The sequence below is a fragment of the Flavobacterium sp. KY-23415 genome, assembly GCF_055384985.1.
Genome location: NZ_AP044001.1, coordinates 4,034,537 through 4,054,320, shown reverse-complemented (window position 1 = coordinate 4,054,320; position 19,784 = coordinate 4,034,537). Strand labels below are relative to the sequence as shown.

The window sequence follows — 19,784 nt, the reverse complement described above, 5'->3', positions numbered from 1 at the left end:
TTATAATAGGTTTTAATAGTATCTAAGAATTGTGCAATAGTAAGTTATACTTTGGAACAAAGCAAAACTATTTTTTTATTTTCAATATTTGTAGTAAAAAAAGCAAAAACTGTTCCACCGTCTTTTATTTTATATTTCTTTTTAATTTCATCAACTTTTAAAGGGAAATTGCGTGTTGCAACATTCATCTTCGAATTTGTTATTACATCTTTGATTTCTTTTTTTTGGAAAGGAATAATTGTGTCAATTTTGAAACACCTACCTGGGAATTCTTTTTTGTCAATAGAAGTATATAAATGCGAATGTTGGTGTAATTTATTTACAGAATATAATTCTGAAATGGCATTGAAATTTCCAGATTTAAGCAGTGACGAATTGGGCTCATACAGATAAGTTTGTGGTAAAGAAAATTGCGCAATATAAGTCTTGTTTAAACTTGTTTTGACAATGTGTTTTTTATCTTTTTCAAGATTTACTGCAATTAATGAAATTGAATCATTGTAATCTTTTTCAATTTCCCAAAGGAGTTCTTTAACTTCGTTTTCAACTGCAACAATATGAATGTTTTTAACGTTTTTTAGTTCTTGTAAGCCAGCTTGAATATCCAAGATTGGTGCAGTTTTAACAAGTATTTTTTTTGTGTATTTATAATAAAAGTCTAATAAATCAGGCACGTTAGGTTCACAATCTTTTAGAAGAAAAACTTTCCCTTTTTTATCGTTTCTCCTTGATGGATCAATATATATGCAATCGAATTGAGAATCTAGTTGTTTTATAATTTCAGAACTTTCCCCAGCAATACACCTAATGTTGTTTTTGCTTAATTGATTGTAATTGTGAGAAACAAGTTGTGATAGGTAATCATTTATTTCACAATGAATAACAGATTTAAATACATTTGAAAAATAATAATCATCAATTCCAAATCCTCCAGATAAATCAATTAAACTTTCTCCAGAGATAATTGTTGATTTATACGCTGCTGCACTTTCTGAAGATGTTTGTTCAATAGAAATTTTTGGAGGGTAAATAATGTTTTCAGCAGCAAACCAAGTTGGTAATTTATCTTTGGCTTTTTGTTTCGCAACAATTTGATTAATGATTAAGCTATATTCAATAGTTTTGAAATTATGCTTTTGTAAAGCTAGCAAACTTGTGTCACTATCTATATTGTGGTTAATAAAATCTTGTACTTCTCTTTCTAATAATAAATTTAAATCGTTCACTAAATATCTTTGGTTAAGGCTTTAATAATTCGGTTTTCTGGAATAAATTCTTTTCCAATTACTTTTAAAGCAGTATAACTTGGAACGGCAACAATCATTCCTGTAATTCCAAATAATATTCCAGCTCCTAAAATGACTAAGAAGATTTCTAATGGGTGAGACTTTGTACTTTTTGAAAAAATAATAGGTTGACTAAAATTATTGTCAATGAGTTGCACGATAAACATTCCTAAAACTACATATAAAGTTGTTGGTAAAGTATTTGTAATAAATTCATCACCAATGCCACTAATCATTATTAATACAGCGGCAACTATCATCCCTAATAAAGGCCCTAAATATGGAATAATATTGAGAACCGCACAAAGGAGTGCAATTATGAATGCGTTTTCTATTCCAAAAATTAAGAATACTATTAGGTACAAAGTTAATATAATGAATAATTGTATAAGCAGCCCAATAAAATAGCGAGTAAGCAAATGAAGAATTTTATCTATGGATATTAATATTTTGCTTTTTTGATTCCTTGGTAATATAAATTTAAAAACTCTGAAAGCATTGTCTTTTTCTTTTAATAAGAAGAATGAAATGAATAGGACAGAGGCTAACCCCATACCAAAATTCCCTACAAGACTTAAAATTCCATTGAAAATATTAGGAATAAAATTAAAATCTATCTTAGAAGTAATTTCTTCTGGATTTACTATTTTATCAATATTAATGTTATGCGATTCTAGATAAGTGTTAATATTTAGTACAAGTTCATTATAACTATTTTCAAGAGAATTAATATCTAATAATGAAAGGTTTTCACCTTGAGAAATTATCAGCGGTACAAATAATAGGACAAAGCTAATAATAAGGAGAACAAATAATAATAATGTTGTAATTACTGCTAGAGTGTTTTTGAATTTTAGCTTTAATTTTAGAAAATTGACTAGCGGATTCGCAATCAATGAAAATACCACAGCCACTATGCAATAAACCATTAAAGTTGATAATTTATAGCATAGAAATAATACCAAAACAATTCCAAAAAGAATGAAAATTGTTCTTAATAATCCGTTAGAAAGTTCTTTTGATGTCATTAGTCAAAAGTATAAAAAAACTCGCTAACAAATAGCGAGTTTTTAAGTAAATATGAATTAAAATGATTTGTTATCTGAATGATTTTCTAGCACCAGTAGTACTGAAAATAGCTAACATTCTGCTTTTTTGACCATTTGAGAACATATACATTCCTCTGTCATCTGTATAATCCATATAGTTCATATACATTTCAAGAGGTGTTCCAGAACAAGTACTTCTGTGTCCAACTGCAGGAACTCCGTAATTAGCAGCATTGTGAGCTGGAGTGTCGCTTACTTGGTCATTTCCACATGTAGCATCTCCCCAAATGTGACGTAAATTCATCCAATGACCCACTTCATGTGTTGCAGTTCTTCCTAAATTGAAAGGATATGTTGCAGTTCCAGTTGTTCCAGTATATTTTGAATCAATTGCAACACCATCTGTTGCAGCTGCACCTCCAGGAAATTGAGCATAACCTAAAATTCCACCACCAATTGTGCAAACCCAGTAATTTAATTTTGTTGTTGGTGAATCAGCATCTATACCACCTGAACTCGATTTTTTCATTGCGTCATTTGTTCCCCATGAAGTCTTAGTAGTTGATTTTCTAACAACTTTATCTAAAACAAATCGAATACCTACATTTGCTCTAACACTACTGTAAGGGTTGTTTGCTGTATTAAAATCAGAATTTTGTGCATTAAAATCTTTGTTTAATACATCGATTTGAGATTGTAATTGCGCTTGAGAAATATTTTCTGCTGCAGTTCTGTATAATACATTGAATACAACAGGGATTTCTAAAACACCATTTACAATTCTACCTTCAGCCATAGCTCTTTCAGTGTCTAATTCAATTTCTTGCATTTTTTTAGCTAAACCTGGGTTTTCTTTTAATTGTCTTGCAAGAACATCATGAGACGCACATCCTCTGTGTGCTATTGCAGATGTTTCTGGAGTGTCTGTAACTGTGTTTTCTTCGTTGTTACAAGAAATCATTAGCAATAATGCTGCTGCAGATAAAAAGATTTTTTTCATAATTAATTAATTTGTTTTTGTTATTGATTGGTTTATTAACAATGCAATTTTATAACAAAAAAATATCATATTTATTTAAAAAAATCACAAAAAGATATTGTTTTTAAATTATTTTTCCTATATAATTGTATTTCTTCTTTTTTTGTATTTATTATTAAGTAAATTCTTCTTGATTCTTACAAAAAAAGATTTGTTTTGGTATAGATTGTATGTATTTTGGTGAAATTGATATGTTATCTGTATAAATAGTTAAAATCAGATTTTTTTAATAAGTTATTAAAAGGTGAAATTTATGTAAAAAAAAAAGACAACGATTAGGTTGTCTTTTTGAAATGATTTTAAGATTTTTTATCTAAAAGATGCTCTTGGTCCAGAAGTTGAAAAAGTAGCTAACATTCTGTCTTTTTGTCCATTAGAGAACATATACATTCCTTTGTCATCTGTGTAATCCATGTAGTTCATATACATTTCCAGCGGTGTTCCAGCGCAAGTACTTGTGTGTCCAATTGCTGGAACGCCATAATTTGCTGAGTCATGAGTTGGAGTGTCGCTTACTTGGTCATTTCCGCATGTAGCGTCTCCCCAAATATGACGTAAATTCATCCAGTGTCCAACTTCGTGAGTAGCGGTTCTACCAAGGTTGAATGGGTAAGTTGCTGTTCCTGTTGTTCCTGTGTATTTTGAGTCTAATACAACTCCATCAGTAGAAGAAGCGCCTCCAGGGAATTGTGCGTAGCCTAAAATTCCACCTCCAATTGTGCAAACCCAAATATTTAATTTTGTTGTTGGAGATGTAGCGTCGATACCTCCTCTTTTTGCATTTTTCATGACGTCTCTTGTGCCCCAAGAACTTTTTGTGGTTGATTTTCTGTTTACTGCATCTAGTACAAATCGAATTCCTACGTTTGCTCTTTCGGTACTGTAAGGGTTGTTTGGTGTGTTGAAATCTAAGTTTTGAGCATTAAAGTCTTGATTTAATACGTCAATTTGTGATTGTAATTGAGCTTGCGAAATGTTTTCTGCTGCGGTTCTGTATAATACATTAAATACTACAGGGATCTCTAAAACGCCATTAACAATTCTTCCTTGAGAAATTGATTTTTCAGCGTTTAATTCAATTTCTTGCATTCTTTTAGCCAAATTTGGATTTTCTTTTAGTTGTCTTTCAAGTACATCATGAGATGCACATCCTCTATGAGCTATGGCAGATGTTTCAGGAGTGTCTGTAACGGTGTTGTCTTCGTTGTTACATGAAATCAAAAGCGATAAAGTTAATGCCGATAAAAAGATTTTTTTCATAATTAATTAAGTGTTTTGGTTAATAAATAAAAATATTAATAATGCAATTTTATAACAAAAAAAAATATATTTGTTTAAAAATAATATTAAAAACGTGTTGTTTTATAAATATGTTTTCTTTATAATTGTGTTTTTGCTATTGTTTGTTTTTTTGTTAAGAAATTTCTTCTTCAACCTATGAGAAATTATGGATTGTAATGGAGTTTGTCTTTTTTTTTAAATAAAATATTTTTTTATGAAATTATTATTAAAACAGAATTTGAGAATTTTGTTGATAATAAAGTAAATTTTCTGCAAAAAAAAAAGACAGCATAAAAAGCTGTCTTTTTCTGGTTTTGTTAATTTTTTTGTATTATCTGAAAGATGCTCTTGGTCCAGTGCTACTAAATACTGCTGCCATTCTTGTTGCTTGCCCTTTTGAAAACATATACATTCCTCTATCGTCTGTGTAGTCCATGTAATTCATATACATTTCCAGAGGTGTTCCGGTACAGGTACTTCTGTGTCCTGCTGCTGGAACACCTGAATTTGGTGCGTTATGAGCTGGTGTGTCACTTACTTGGTCGTTTCCACATGTTGCATCTCCCCAAATATGACGTAAATTCATCCAGTGACCAATTTCGTGTGTAGCGGTTCTTCCTAAATTGAATGGTGCTGTAGTTGAGCCTCCAACACCTGTGCAATAATGACCGCAAACAATTCCGTCAGTAGCAGCTGCTCCGCCGGGAAACTGTGCGTAACCTAATAATTGTCCTTGAGTTTTGCTTTGTAAATCTGGAACAACCCAGAAGTTTAATTTGGTAGTAGGTGAGGTTGGAGAAATTCCACCTTTACTTGCTGACTTCATGAAGTTGTCTTCTGAATACCATGTATTTGTGCTTACTGCTTTTCTGTTTACAGTTTCAAGTATGAATTTTACATTAAGGGCACCTTTGACTGAATTATAAGGGTTACTAGAGTTGTAATCTGAATTAGTGCCGTTGAAATCTTTGTTTAAAACATCTATTTGCGATTGAATTTGAGTTTGAGAAATATTGTTTGTGGTATTTGTGTATAGTATGTTGAATACAACAGGAATTTCTAAAACACCATTAACGATTCGTGCTTCGCTGATGATTTTGTTGGTTTCGTTTTCAATTTCTTGCATTCTTTGTGCAAGTTTTGGATCAGATTTAAGTTGTTGTTCTAGCATGTAATGCGAAGCGCATCCTCTGTTTGCAATTTTGCTTAAATCTTTGTTTGTGGATTGGTCTTCGATGCTTTTTTCTTCATTTTGACAAGAGATGCCTAAAATTAGCATAGATGCTAATACAATAATTTTTTTCATAATAAATACTGTTAAGTGTTATTTTTCGGTTAATTTTTTAACAAGACAATATTATGTTAAAAAAACTTTTGTTTGTTTGTTTAAAAGTTTAAAAAATATATTGTTTGATAATTATGTTTTCTATATAATTGCATTTCTTGTTTTAGTTGTTTTTTTATTAAGTTAGTTCTTACGGTTTTTTAAAAAAAGTAAGGTTTGAATATAGATTTAATGTGTTTTTGAAAAAAATGTGTTTTTTTCTATTTTTTGTTAAAAAATGACATTGATTAATAGTTCGTAAAAATGTATTTTATTTGAAAAAAAAAGACAACGATTAAGTTGTCTTTTTAAGTTGTTTTTTGTGTTTGGTTTTTTGTTTTTATCTGAAGGAAGCTCTTGGTCCTGATGTTGAAAAAGTGGCTAGCATTCTGTTTTTTTGTCCATTTGAAAACATATACATTCCTCTGTCGTCTGTATAATCCATATAATTCATATACATTTCAAGAGGTGTTCCTGAACATGTGCTTCTATGACCTACAGCTGGGACTCCATAATTTGCAGTATTGTGAGTTGGTGTATCGCTTACTTGGTCATTTCCACATGTTGCATCTCCCCAAATATGGCGTAAATTCATCCAGTGTCCAACTTCGTGAGTTGCAGTTCTTCCTAGGTTGAAAGGGTAAGTTGCTGTTCCTGTTGTTCCTGTGTATTTTGAATCTAAAACTACACCGTCAGTAGATGGTGATCCTCCAGGGAATTGTGCATAACCTAAAATTCCACCTCCAATTGTACAAACCCAGATGTTTAATTTTGTAGTTGGAGAAGTTGGGTTGATTCCTCCTCTGTTTGATTTTTTCATAGCGTCTCTTGTTCCCCAAGAAGATTTTTTTGTAGATTTTCTATTGACAGCATCAAGTACAAATCTGATGCCTACATTTGCTCTAACAGCGCTATATGGGTTATTTGCAGTGTTGAAATCTGAATTTTGAGCATTAAAATCTTTGTTTAATACATCAATTTGAGATTGTAATTGTGCTTGAGAAATATTTTCTGCAGCTGTTCTGTATAATACATTGAATACTACAGGGATTTCTAAAACACCATTTACAATTCTAGCTTGTGAAATTGCGTTTTCTGTGTTTAGTTCGATTTCTTGCATTCTTTTTGCTAAACTAGGGTCTTCTTTTAGTTGTCTTTCAAGTACATCGTGTGACGCACAACCTCTGTGAGCGCTAGCTGTAGGCTCGTTTGTTTCTGTGATTGTGTTTTCTTCGTTGTTACATGAAATCATGAATAATAAAGCTGCTGCTGATAAAAAGATTTTTTTCATAATTAATTGTTTTGGTTTATAAAAGATATTAATAATGCAATTATATAACAAAAAATATTAATTATGTGTTTTTTTTTGTCAAAAATATTTAAATATTTATAAAAAATAATCCGTTAACATGTAATTTCTTTTTAAAACAAAAAAAAACAGCATTAAGCTGTTCTTTAACATTTTAAATTTATACAGTTCTCAATTTTTAAAAACATAATTAAGGATATTTGCTCCCATTTTTAATGCTTTTTCTCTAACTGAGATAGGGTCGTTATGTACTTCTTCATCTTCCCAACCATCACCCAAATCACACTCATAAGTATATAATAGAGCTAATCTATTATCAATAAAAATTCCAAAAGCTTGTGGCTTTTTGTTTTCGTGTTCATGAATTTTGGGTAAACCATTTGGGAAAGAATACGGACCTTTAAAAATCTCATGTTGGTTCGGAATTTCTTTAAGATTATTATCTGGAAATATTTTCTGAATTTCTTTACGTATAAACTCATCCATTCCGTAGTTGTCGTCTATATGTAAAAAACCTCCTGAAGAAAGGTAGTTTCTAAGGTTTTCAGTATCGCTAGTGCTAAATACGACATTGCCATGTCCTGTCATATGAATAAAAGGGTACGAAAAAATTTCAACACTATTAGCATCAACTGTTGCAATTTTTGTATTTATAGCGGTGTTTATATTCTGATTGCAGAATCTTGCTAAATTTGGCAATGATGTAGGGTTTGAATACCAATCACCTCCACCAGAATATTTAAGTACTGCTATTTCTTGCGATAGGCAAAAATTTAAGACGAGTAATAATCCTATTGTTAGTTTGTTTTTCATTTTATTCATTTATTAATGCAACAGTATGACATGCAACAATTGCTGCAGTTTCTGTTCTTAGTCTTGTGTTTCCTAATGTAACAGGGATAAAATTACTTTTTAGTGCGAATTCTATTTCTTTTGTAGAAAAATCGCCTTCTGGACCAATTAAAATTAATATATTTTTTCCTGAAACAACAATGTTTTTGAAAGCTTTTCTATCCTGTTCTTCACAATGGGCTATACACTTAATGTCTTCTTGGTGTTCTCTTTGTAAAAAATCTGTTAAACGAATAGGTTCATTTATCTTGGGTAAATAGTATTGCAATGATTGTTTCATTGCAGATTGTATTATTTTTTCAGCTCGATCAATTTTATATATTTTCCTTTCCGAGTGGTCACATAGTATAGGCGTAATTTCATCAATTCCTATTTCTGTAGCTTTTTCTAAAAACCATTCAAAACGGTCGTTCATTTTTGTTGGGGCAACAGCAATATGAAGTTTATAATCTGAATGACTATGAAAAATTGTATCAATAATTTTTACTTCACATTTTTTTTCTGAAGCTAAAGTGATTTCAGAAATAAATAAATATCCCGATCCATTGGATATGTGAATAATATCGCTTTCTTTTTTTCTAAGAACTTTTACAATATGTTTACTCTCTTCTTTATCAAAAAGAAATATTGTGTCGTCTTCTTTAATGTTTTGGTTGTAGAATAATTGCATATTAAAATTCGATTCTTGCTTTAGAGACAATTGTGTTTTGGCTAAAATTATTTTCTAAAAAGTTATAATAACCAACAATGCCAATCATAGCAGCATTATCTGTAGTGTATTCAAATTTAGGAATATATGTTTTCCAACCGTATTTTTTTTCTGCTTCTTTTAGTGTTTTTCTTATTCCGGAATTTGCTGATACACCTCCACCAATCGCAATTCGGTTAATACCTGTTTGCTCCACAGCACTTTTTAATTTATCCATTAAAATATTGATTATTGTGTACTGAATTGAAGCGCAGATATCATTTTTGTTTTCTTCAATAAAATTTGAATTTTCAACTGTGTTCTTCTGAATAAAATAGAGTATTTGAGTTTTTAAACCACTAAAGCTAAAATTTAATCCTTCAACTTTTGGTTTTGTAAACTTAAAAGCTTTGGGGTTTCCTTCACTGGCATATTTATCAATTAAAGGACCACCAGGATAGGGTAGACCTAAAATTTTAGCCGATTTATCAAATGCTTCTCCAACAGCATCATCTGTTGTTTCTCCAATTATTTTTAAGTCAAAAAAGCTATTTACTTGCACAATTTGAGTATGTCCACCACTGATAGTTAATGCTAAAAACGGAAAAACAGGCTTTTCATAGCCTTCTTCGTCAATAAAATGAGCCAAGATATGTGCTTTCATATGATTAACAGCAATTAATGGAATGTTTAATGCCATACTCATTGATTTTGCAAAAGATCCTCCTACAAGTAAAGATCCCATGAGTCCTGGTCCTTGTGTAAATGAAATGCAATCTAAATCTTCTTTTGCTATTCCTGCTTTTTTAATGGCTACATCGATAACAGGGACAATATTTTGTTGATGTGCTCTGGATGCTAGTTCTGGAACGACTCCTCCATATTCTTCATGAATAGCTTGTCTGGCAACAATGTTAGATAGGACTTTGTCATTGCAAAGTATAGCAGCAGAAGTGTCATCACATGAACTTTCAATAGCAAGTGTATAAATTTTTTTTTTCATTATTTAAAAAAGGCATGAAATTTGCTTAGTAGCTATTGTTAAAGTGCTACAAAATTGCTTATTTTTGTTGTAAATCTAATGAGTAGCTATTAACTATGCAAATTTAAACCTTTTTAGACTATCAAAAAATTTAAAAAAAAAATCTTTCGCACCCTTTTGTTTTTATTACTCTTTGTTTTAACATTGAGCATACTTTTGTCGTTGCCTTTTGTGCAAACGTTATTAGGAAGATATGCTACTAACAAAATAAATGAAGATTTTAAAACCAATATCAGCATAGATAGAGTTGCTATAACTCCTTTTGGTTCTGTAAAATTGAAAGGTGTTTTGGTACGTGATCATCATAAAGATACTTTATTTTTTATAAAAAGGTTAAATACATCACTTTTGAATGTAAAAAAGCTTTATAGTGAAGGTCATCCCTATTTAGGTGATGTTATTCTTGATGGATTAGATTGTAAATTGACGCAATATAAGAATGAAGCCTTTACTAATTTAGATAAATTTATTGAAGCTTTTGATGATGGTTCACCTTCTTCAGGTAAATTTAGAATGAAATCGAGTTCTATGACGATTCTTAATAGTAGTTTTAGATATACTGATGAAAATCTTGAAACTTCTAAAGTTTTAGATTTTAAAAAGTTGAATGCTAAAATTGAAGATTTTTTTATAAAAGGTCCAGATGTTACTACATATATAAAAGAACTATCATTTCTTGATCATAGAGGATTATTTGTGGAAAATCTTACCTCTAAATTTGCTTATACTAAAAAGAATATTTTATTAGATAAATTACTCATTAAAACTGCCCAATCTGTAATGAATGGTAAAGTTGAATTGAAATATAATAGAAAGGACTTTTCTGATTTTAATAATAAGGTGGTTTTTGATATAAGCATGCATGAAGCAAAAATTGCGTCAAATGATTTAAATTATTTTTATAATGAATTCGGAAAAGATAATGTTTTTGATATTGATACACATTTAATAGGTACACTTAATAATTTCATTACTCATAATTTAATTTTAAAGGATAAATATAACTCCGAAATTACTGGAGATGTAAATTTTAAAAACCTATTTAAGAAAAACGAATCTTTTTATATAAATGGTAAGTTTAAAAAAATTAAATCTAACTATAATGATTTAAAAGAGATACTACCAAATATTTTGGGGAATAATTTGCCTTCATCTCTGGTAAAATTAGGAACGGTTAATGTTAATGGAAATGTAGAATTGACAGAAGACTATATTAATTCAGATATTTTTGTTAGTTCTATGTTAGGAAACATTATTAGTAAATTATCTATTCAAGATTTAGGACATATTGATAATGCAACATATCAAGGTAATATTGTTCTTGAACAATTTGATTTAGGGGCTTTTTTAAACGAACCCGATTTTGGAAAAACATCTCTTAATTTAGATGTAGACGGGCAAGGATTTAGTAATGAATATTTGGACACAGCAATCAAAGGTCAAATTGATGAAATCTATTTTAATAAGTATAATTATAAAAATATTACGGTAGATGGAACAATGAAAATGCCTTATTATGAAGGTTATCTTAATAGTAATGACCCAAATTTGAAAATGGATTTTGAAGGATTAGTCGATTTAGGTTCAAAAGTTAAAAACTATAATTTTAACGCTCATATTGATTATGTAGATTTGCATGCAATAAAACTATCAGTAATCGATACCATTTCAATTTTTAAAGGTAATATTCATTTTTTAGCAAAAGGAAATTCTTTTGATGATTTAGACGGAACTTTAAGAATTAATGATGTTTCATATCAAAATGATAAGAACAACTATTTTTTTGATGATTTTGAGTTAAAATCAAGCTTTGATGAAAATAGAGTGAGAACAATCACAATAAACTCTCCAGACATAATTACTGGGAAAGTAGTTGGTAAATATAAATTTAAAGAAGTTAGAAAAATCCTTGAAAACGCTGTAGGTAGTCTCTATGCTAATTATTCTCCAAATAAATTACAAAAAGGTCAGTTTTTAGATTTTAACTTTACGATTTACAATAAGATTGTAGAAATTTTCATTCCAGAAGTTTCAATTTCAGAAAACACAAACATTAAAGGAAGAATTAATGCCGATTTAGGAAAATTTGAATTTGATTTCAATTCTCCTAGTGTTATTGCTTTTGAAAATTATTTCAATAACATAAAAATAGATATTGATAATAAAAATCCATTATATAATACTTATATAGAAATGGATAGCATTAGAACAAATAGATATAAAGTATCCGATTTTAGCTTGATCAATGTTACATTAAATGATACTTTATTCGTTCGCACAGAATTTAAAGGAGGGAATAAGAATGAAGATGATTTTTCTTTAAACTTATATCATACCATAAATGAAAATAAAGAATCGGTAATAGGTTTCAAAAAATCTGAAGTTAATTTTAAGGAATATTTGTGGTTCATAAACGAAAATGAAACCAATGACAACAAAATCGTTTTTGATAAGTCTTTAAAGAACTTTGATTTTCAAAATTTTAGAATTTCGCATAGAAATCAGAATATGATTTTTAATGGAAAAATGCGCGATTCAACCTATAAAAATTTCAATTTATCGTTTAAAGATGTTGACCTAGATAAAATAACACCTTCCTTAGACAGTATCAGCATTGAAGGGAGATTGAATGGTTTTGCAAAATATGAACAAAATAATGATTTTCACAAGCCTTTATCAGATATAAAAATAAATAATTTATCAATAAATAAGTATCCAGTTGGAGATTTGTATGTTTTGGTTGAAGGCAATGAGAGTTTAAATGAATTTGATGTAGATTCATATATAATCCAGAAAGGAGAAGAACGCTTCTTTTTAAACGGATTAGTAGAATATAAAGATAATAAATCAACATTAAATCTAGATGCAGGTTTTAATGCTTTTGACTTAGCTCCTTTTGGTTCTCTAATAGGGGATGTTTTGTCCGATGTTAGAGGAAATGCTACAGGTAATGCAACAATAAAAGGATTGATTAATGACCCTGAAATAGATGGAAGACTGTATTTAAATGATGCAGGATTAAAAGCTCCCTATTTGAATGTGGATTATAATCTCGAAAAAAATGCAATTGTAGATGTAACAGAGAAAGAATTTTTATTCAGAAGTATTTTAGTAACCGATACAGCTTTTAATACCCAAGGAATTTTGAATGGCTCAGTAAAACATAAAGCTTTTTCAGACTGGGAATTAGATTTAGATTTAAAATCGGATAATATTTTGGCTTTAAACACAAAAGATTCTGAAGATGCTTATTATTATGGTACAGCCTTTTTTAAGGGCAAAGCAAGTATTAGTGGTCCAATTGAATCATTGTTAGTTAAAGTTGTTGGAGAATCAGAAAAAAATACATCAATAAAAATTCCTGTCAGTGAAGGGGAAGATGTTAGCAAAAAATCATACATCACTATTATTAAGGAAGAAGACTTAAATAAAACAATTACAGAAAGAGCAAGGAAGAATAAATATAATGGAATAGAAGTAGATTTAGATTTTGATATTGATACAGATGCTCAAATTGAAGTAATTCTAGATAGAGAATCTGGGCATGCAATGCGTGGTAGAGGATATGGTTCAATGAAAATGGAAATCAATACGCTAGGTAAGTTTCTAATGTATGGAGATTTTCAAGTGCAGGAAGGAGAATATAATTTCAAAAAAGTGGGTCTATTCGATAAAAAATTCTATGTAAAAAAGGGAAGTACAATCCGATGGGAAGGAGATCCTTTAGGAGCAATCTTAAATCTTGAAGCAATCTACGAAACCCAGTCTAATCCTTCAGTATTAATAGAAAGTTCATCATTTAATACGAATAGAAAACTACCAACAGAGGTTTCTATTTTGATTAATGGAAGTTTAAGCAATCCGGAACCAGATTTTAATATTAATTTTCCAACAGTAAGTAGTGTTTTAAAAAGTGAAATAGATTACAGACTTCAAAACAAAGATGTTCGTCAAAACCAAGCTTTTGCATTATTAGCTTTCGGATCGTTTACAACGCCAGAGAATGCTGGTAATGTTGCTTATGGTTCTTTGTTTGAGAAAGCAAGTTCACTTTTTAATGATATATTCTCAGATGATGATGCAAAACTACAAGTAGGAGTAGATTATAGTCAAGGCGATCGATTAAATCAAATTTCAGATAGAGTTGGGTTAACATTAAGTACTCAGATTAATGAAGATATTTCAATCAATGGAAAAGTGGGAGTTCCTGTTGGAGGAGTCTCTGAATCACTATTAGTAGGCGATGTAGAAATTCAAATGAAATTGAATGAAGATGGTTCATTAAGAACTAGAGTTTTTAACAGAGAAAACGACATTAACTATGTTGGTGAAGGAATAGGCTATACTCAAGGTATTGGTTTAAATTATTCTGTTGATTTTGATACTTATAAAGAACTTTGGAGAAAACTTTTTTCTAAGAAAAATAAAGAAAAAGAATCGCAAAATAATTCAACCGAAGACTTTCCAGATTCAGAGTTAAATGAAGAATTTTTAAAATCTATTCCGAGAAGAAAGACCAAAATAGAGGTTGAGAAAGAAAAAGAAGAACAAAATGTTCCAGAAATAGAATAATTCTCTGTTTTTCTATTAAAAAATAAAAAGTTATTAACGAAAACGATTGAATTTAAGGTTTAAATTTAATATCCGTTAAAAATGCTTACATATTCCATTTTCCTTTTTTAAATTTACAATAAATAATAAAATTAATGACATCAAAAATTAGAAAAATAGGTGTTCTAACTTCTGGTGGAGATTCACCAGGTATGAATGCCGCAATACGATCAGTTGTAAGAACTTGTGCTTTTCACAATATAGAATGTTTAGGAATATATAGAGGCTATCAAGGAATGATTGAAGGTGATTTTAAAGAATTGGGGCCTAGATCTGTAAATAATATAATTAACAAAGGAGGGACTATTTTAAAATCGGCTAGGTCTAAAGATTTCATGACTAAGGAAGGAAGAAAAAAAGCTTATGATAATTTAGTAAAAGAAAATGTAAATGCATTAGTTGTTATTGGTGGAGATGGTTCTTTTACAGGGGCTGAAGTATTTAATAAAGAATATGGATTTCCTGTAATGGGAATACCAGGAACAATAGATAATGATATTTTTGGAACTAGTTATACTCTAGGATATGATACAGCTTTAAATACTGTGGTTGAAGCGATAGATAAAATTAGAGACACAGCGAGTTCGCATAATAGACTTTTCTTTGTGGAAGTCATGGGGAGAGATGCTGGTCATATTGCTTTAAATACAGGAATTGGAGCTGGTGCAGAAGAGATTCTTATTCCTGAAGAAGATTTAGGTTTAGAACGATTATTAGATTCATTAAAAAGAAGTAAAGAATCTGGTAAGTCTTCAAGTATAGTAGTTGTTGCTGAAGGAGATAAAATTGGGAAAAATGTTTTCGAACTGAAAGATTATGTTGAAGAAAATTTGCCAGAATATGATGTTCGAGTTTCTGTTCTTGGACACATGCAAAGAGGAGGTTCTCCTTCTTGTTTTGACAGAGTTTTGGCTTCTAGATTAGGTGTGAAAGCTGTAGAATCTCTGTTAGAAGGAAAATCTAATTTTATGGTAGGTTTATTGTGCGATAAAGTAGCGCTTACTCCTTTAGAACAAGCTATAAAAGGGAGTTTGTCAATAGATACAGAGCTATTAAGGGTATCTGATATAATGACAACATAAAAAATAATTTAATTGTAAATAAAAATATATGTCAAAATTAAAATTAGGAATCAACGGTTTCGGTAGAATTGGAAGAATAGTATTTAGAGAATCAATTAAAAGAGATAATATTGAAGTTGTTGCTATAAACGATTTGTTAAATGTAGATCATCTGGCTTATTTGTTACAATATGACTCTGTTCATGGTCGTTTTGATGGTAAAGTGGAAGTTAAAGATGGACAATTGTTTGTAAATGATAGATTTATTCGCGTCACAGCTGAAAAAGATCCTGCACAATTAAAATGGAATGATGTCAATGTAGATGTAGTTGCAGAATGTACAGGTATTTTTACAACATTAGAAACAGCTCAACTTCATATAGATGGTGGTGCAAAAAAGGTAGTTATTTCTGCACCATCTGCAAATGCTCCAATGTTTGTAATGGGGGTAAATGATGATAAGGTTAAAGCAACAGATACAATTGTATCTAATGCTTCTTGTACAACAAATTGTTTAGCTCCTTTAGCAAAAGTAATTCATGATAATTTTGGAATTGTAGAGGCTTTAATGACAACAGTTCATGCAACAACAGCAACACAACTCACAGTAGATGGTCCTTCTAAAAAGGATTTCCGTGGTGGTAGATCTGCTCTATTAAATATTATTCCTGCTTCAACTGGTGCAGCGAAAGCAGTTGGGAAAGTAATACCAGAATTAAATGGTAAATTAACAGGAATGTCAATGCGTGTTCCAACAGCAGATGTTTCTTGTGTAGATTTAACTGTTAAAGTGGCAAAAGAAACTTCTTATGATGAAATAATGGCTGTTTTCAAAAAAGCATCAGAAAATGAATTAAAAGGAATTTTAGGATATACAGAAGATTTGGTTGTTTCTCAAGATTTTGTTTCAGATTCTAGAACTTCTATTGTAGATGCAAATGCAGGAATAGGGCTTAATGCAACATTCTTTAAAATTGTTTCTTGGTATGATAATGAATATGGATATTCATCTAAATTATTAGATTTAGCAGTTCATGTAATGTCTGTTAAATAATTTAATAAAAAAAATCCTGCTTTGTAATGTGATTATTTAGTAGGAATTTTTATTTTTTCTTATTTTTATAATTAAGAAAACTAGCTACTATTATTTATTAAAACAACAAACATGAAATTACTTGTAGATAGTGGCTCCACAAAAGCCGATTGGATTGCGATTGATGATAAAGGTAAAGTCCTTTTTACGACTCAATCACTTGGATTAAATCCAGAAGTATTAACCAAAGAAGAAATTATTAAAAGATTAAATGATAAATTTGATATTTCTCAAAATAAATTAATAACAACTCATCTCTATTTTTATGGTGCGGGTTGTGGCACAGATAGAATGAAAAACTTTTTAACTTTAGTTTTTCAAGAATATTTTCCCAAGGCAGAAGTTACTGTTTTTGAAGATACTTATGCGGCAGTTTATGCAACTACACCAAAGAATGAAAAAGCAATTGTATGTATTTTAGGAACAGGTTCAAATTGTAGTTATTTTGATGGAAATATATTGCATCAAAAAGTGCAATCTTTAGGATATATTGCTATGGACGATTGTAGTGGTAATCGCTTTGGTAGACACTTAATAAGAGGTTATTATTTTAATAAAATGCCATTACAAATGGCTCAAGAGTTTGAAAAAGAATTTAATGTAGATCCTGATTTTATTAAAAATAAATTATATAAGGAACCTAATCCAAATGCCTATTTAGCAACATTTGCAAAGTTCTTAATTAAGCATAAAGATACAGACTTTTGTAAAGTTTATATTAAAGAGGAGTTAGGAGCTTTTGTAGAAAATTATATCAAACAATTTGAAAACTACAAAGAAGTACCTGTACATTTTGTTGGCTCTATTGCTTTTTATTTAAAAGATGAACTCACGGAAATATTACAGAAAAATGATATTAAGATAGGAAACGTTCTTAGAAGACCTATAGACGGCCTTATTGCTTATCATGTTTTGAATGCATAGAAAAAATATGCTATTGCGTGGTTTTTTTTATCTTTGAACAATGAAGAAACAATTTGAAATTGCAATTATTGCACATGATGGAAAGAAGGCAGATATGGTTCAATTTATTAATAAAAATAAAAGAATATTATTAGCCGAAAATATTAAAATAATTGCAACTGGAACAACTGGAGGAAAAGTGGAAGGTGTAGGAATAAAAGTAAAAAAAATGCTTTCAGGCCCTTTAGGTGGAGATGCGCAAATTGCTGCAAGAGTAGCAGAAGGAAAAACAAAAATGGTTTTGTTCTTTAAAGATCCAAACTCAGCACATCCTCATGAACCGGATATTTCTATGCTAATTAGAATATGCGATGTACACAATATCCCTTTAGCGACAAATGAGGCTACTGCCCAATTGTTGCTTTTTGGTTTAGATGAAATTAGGTAAAAGAGCTTTACTTAAAATAAAGGGGCTGTCCGAAAAGGACAGCTTTTTTTATGTAGCTATTTTTAAGCTATTTTGTTTTGAAGAAAAAATAATAGCAAAATAACTTTGAGTTACTTTAACAAGGCAAATTTTAGTTTTAAAATAGGCTAGATAAGTGTGAATTTTGGTTTTGAAAACAAATTTTGGCAAGTCTGTCTTGAATGCATTCATTTTTCTAAAGTTGTGTCCAAGGGCCATTAGTAAAAACTCTAATGTTACTTTTTCTAATCCCTTCATTGTGAATCGATTGAATTTATTATTGCTTTTAAGTTGACCAAAAACTGCTTCTACCTCTATTGGACGTTTACTTCGATGTTTTAGTCCTTTTTCACTCATTAGTAGCTTTCTTGCTTTTTCTTTTAATTCATTTAATCGATGATTGACTGATAAAATTCTATTACCTTTTGCTTGATGACATTGACTTCGTAAAGGACATCCTTGGCATCTTTTGGCTTGATAATATGTAATTTGTGATTCATATCCAGTACTGGTTTCACGTTTTCCTACTCCTGTTTTTTGCATAATTTGCCCCATTGGACAAACATAAAAATCGTGTTCTTCGTTGTAGAATAAGTTTTGAACAAGAAAAGGATTGTTTTTTATCTTTCTTTTTTGTTCTTGATGAAAATAGTTGTATTTAACATAAGCATCAGCCTTTTTTTCTTCAAGCATTTGATAATTTTCTTCACTGCCATAACCTGCATCTGCAACGATTTCCTTGCTCTGTTTTTGATAAGCTTTTTCAAAACCTTCAAGATGAGAACTTAAGGTTGTAGTGTCATTTGTTGTTTGATGAACAGATACATGTGTAATGAATTGATTTTCTGTAGATATTTGCGGATTGTAAGCGGGTTTTAATTGACCGTTTTTCATATGATCTTCTTTCATTCTCATAAAGGTAGCTTCGGGATCCGTTTTACTATAAGAGTTCCTATTTTCCATTGTAGCTAAGTCTTTTTCATATTTTTCAAGCTTTGGAAGATGCTCCTCTTGAAGTTTTTGTAACTCTTTTTCCTGCTTTTTGGTAGGCATTTTGAGCTTTTTATTAAGAATCGAAAGCTTTTCTTTTAATCTTTCCGAATCTATTGATTTTGGTAATTCTTCTATATTTAGTTCTTGATTATCAGATTGAATACTATTTTCAATAGTTGATAAAATATGACTAATTTTAATTTCTAGTTTTTCTTTATATTTCTCAATGGAGCCTCTCCATACAAAAGTATATTTATTAGCTTTAGATTCTATCTTTGTACCATCAATATACTGAACATCTAGGCTTACATATTTCATTTCAACCAACATTTTTACCACTTCTGCAAAAAGAGTTTGAATGTGATTTTTTAGAACTTTACCCCTAAAATCGTTTATCGTTCTAAAATCAGGAGTCGAGTTGCCCGAAATATACATAAAATGAATGTTCTCCTGAAGTGCTTTTGCAATTTTTCTGCAAGAATATACATTAGATAAATAACTGTAAAACAAAACCTTAATCATCATTCTTGGATGGTAAGCTGAAGTACCACCTCCTTTATATTTTTTCAATATTTCACTTATATCTAACTGATTAACAACTTGTTCCACTAAGCGAACTGGATGGTTTTGCGGTATTCTATCGAAAATATTGATAGGAAATAACTCTGGAGAATTGCCTGTTTGATTTTTAAAAACTATCTTAGCCATTGTGTATTTTTGTCTCAATTCTAAGATACTAATTTTAGAGAAAAATACAACAAAAAAAGGCTGTCCTTACTTTTTGGAC

14 protein-coding genes and 1 pseudogene are annotated in these 19,784 nt (G+C 30.0%); 5 read left to right on the top strand and 10 right to left on the bottom strand.

Annotated elements, in window-relative coordinates; all coding sequences use genetic code 11:
• Positions 1-44: 44 nt before the first annotated feature.
• The 9 genes from ACZ49Z_RS17755 to tsaD all read right to left on the bottom strand — a co-directional run bounded on the left by ACZ49Z_RS17755 (position 45) and on the right by tsaD (position 9,831).
• A complete protein-coding gene (locus tag ACZ49Z_RS17755) occupies positions 45-1,226 on the bottom strand; it encodes a THUMP-like domain-containing protein (protein WP_464305638.1) in 1,182 nt (393 codons plus the stop codon).
• Positions 1,226-2,314, bottom strand: a complete 1,089-nt coding sequence (locus ACZ49Z_RS17750) for an AI-2E family transporter (protein WP_464305637.1) — start codon at positions 2,312-2,314, stop codon at positions 1,226-1,228. The genes ACZ49Z_RS17755 and ACZ49Z_RS17750 overlap by 1 nt, the downstream gene beginning before the upstream one ends.
• 70 nt (positions 2,315-2,384) lie before the next feature.
• Positions 2,385-3,335, bottom strand: coding sequence for a zinc metalloprotease (locus ACZ49Z_RS17745; RefSeq protein ID WP_464305636.1), 951 nt, complete (start codon positions 3,333-3,335; stop codon positions 2,385-2,387).
• A 348-nt stretch (positions 3,336-3,683) separates the two neighbouring features.
• Positions 3,684-4,634 carry a zinc metalloprotease gene (locus ACZ49Z_RS17740; RefSeq protein WP_464305635.1) on the bottom strand — a complete coding sequence of 317 codons (951 nt, stop codon included), beginning with the start codon at positions 4,632-4,634 and terminating at the stop codon, positions 3,684-3,686.
• 352 nt (positions 4,635-4,986) lie between these two features.
• Positions 4,987-5,961 (bottom strand): zinc metalloprotease, encoded by a 975-nt coding sequence (locus ACZ49Z_RS17735; RefSeq protein ID WP_464305634.1) that lies wholly within the window; start codon positions 5,959-5,961, stop codon positions 4,987-4,989.
• A 358-nt stretch (positions 5,962-6,319) separates the two neighbouring features.
• Positions 6,320-7,270, bottom strand: coding sequence for a zinc metalloprotease (locus ACZ49Z_RS17730; protein WP_464305633.1), 951 nt, complete (start codon positions 7,268-7,270; stop codon positions 6,320-6,322).
• Positions 7,271-7,459: 189 nt separating this feature from the next.
• Positions 7,460-8,101: a DUF4159 domain-containing protein gene (locus tag ACZ49Z_RS17725; RefSeq protein WP_464305632.1), complete on the bottom strand. Its 642-nt coding sequence runs from the start codon at positions 8,099-8,101 to the stop codon at positions 7,460-7,462.
• Position 8,102: 1 nt separating this feature from the next.
• Positions 8,103-8,810, bottom strand: a complete 708-nt coding sequence (locus tag ACZ49Z_RS17720) for a 16S rRNA (uracil(1498)-N(3))-methyltransferase (protein WP_464305631.1) — start codon at positions 8,808-8,810, stop codon at positions 8,103-8,105.
• Between the two features lies 1 nt (position 8,811).
• Positions 8,812-9,831 carry a tRNA (adenosine(37)-N6)-threonylcarbamoyltransferase complex transferase subunit TsaD gene (tsaD, locus tag ACZ49Z_RS17715; protein WP_464305630.1) on the bottom strand — a complete coding sequence of 340 codons (1,020 nt, stop codon included), beginning with the start codon at positions 9,829-9,831 and terminating at the stop codon, positions 8,812-8,814.
• A 183-nt stretch (positions 9,832-10,014) separates the two neighbouring features.
• On the opposite strand from tsaD, the gene ACZ49Z_RS17710 reads away from it, so the two are divergent.
• The 5 genes from ACZ49Z_RS17710 (at position 10,015) to ACZ49Z_RS17690 (ending at position 17,986) form a co-directional block, all read left to right on the top strand.
• Positions 10,015-14,442 (top strand): translocation/assembly module TamB domain-containing protein, encoded by a 4,428-nt coding sequence (locus ACZ49Z_RS17710; protein ID WP_464305629.1) that lies wholly within the window; start codon positions 10,015-10,017, stop codon positions 14,440-14,442.
• A 134-nt stretch (positions 14,443-14,576) separates the two neighbouring features.
• The gene (gene pfkA / locus ACZ49Z_RS17705) at positions 14,577-15,563 is read left to right on the top strand and encodes a 6-phosphofructokinase (RefSeq protein ID WP_464305628.1); all 987 of its coding nucleotides are present in this window, start codon (positions 14,577-14,579) and stop codon (positions 15,561-15,563) included.
• Positions 15,564-15,591: 28 nt separating this feature from the next.
• Positions 15,592-16,596, top strand: coding sequence for a type I glyceraldehyde-3-phosphate dehydrogenase (gene gap, locus ACZ49Z_RS17700; RefSeq protein ID WP_464305627.1), 1,005 nt, complete (start codon positions 15,592-15,594; stop codon positions 16,594-16,596).
• Positions 16,597-16,707: 111 nt separating this feature from the next.
• Entirely contained in the window at positions 16,708-17,559 is an 852-nt protein-coding gene (locus ACZ49Z_RS17695) for an N-acetylglucosamine kinase (RefSeq protein ID WP_464305626.1), read from the top strand.
• A 40-nt stretch (positions 17,560-17,599) separates the two neighbouring features.
• The gene (locus tag ACZ49Z_RS17690) at positions 17,600-17,986 is read left to right on the top strand and encodes a methylglyoxal synthase (RefSeq protein ID WP_464305625.1); all 387 of its coding nucleotides are present in this window, start codon (positions 17,600-17,602) and stop codon (positions 17,984-17,986) included.
• A gap of 207 nt (positions 17,987-18,193) precedes the next feature.
• Here the strand turns inward: ACZ49Z_RS17690 and ACZ49Z_RS17685 are convergent.
• Positions 18,194-19,705, bottom strand: a pseudogene (locus ACZ49Z_RS17685) (IS1182 family transposase); the annotation flags it as partial.
• Positions 19,706-19,784: the final 79 nt, after the last annotated feature.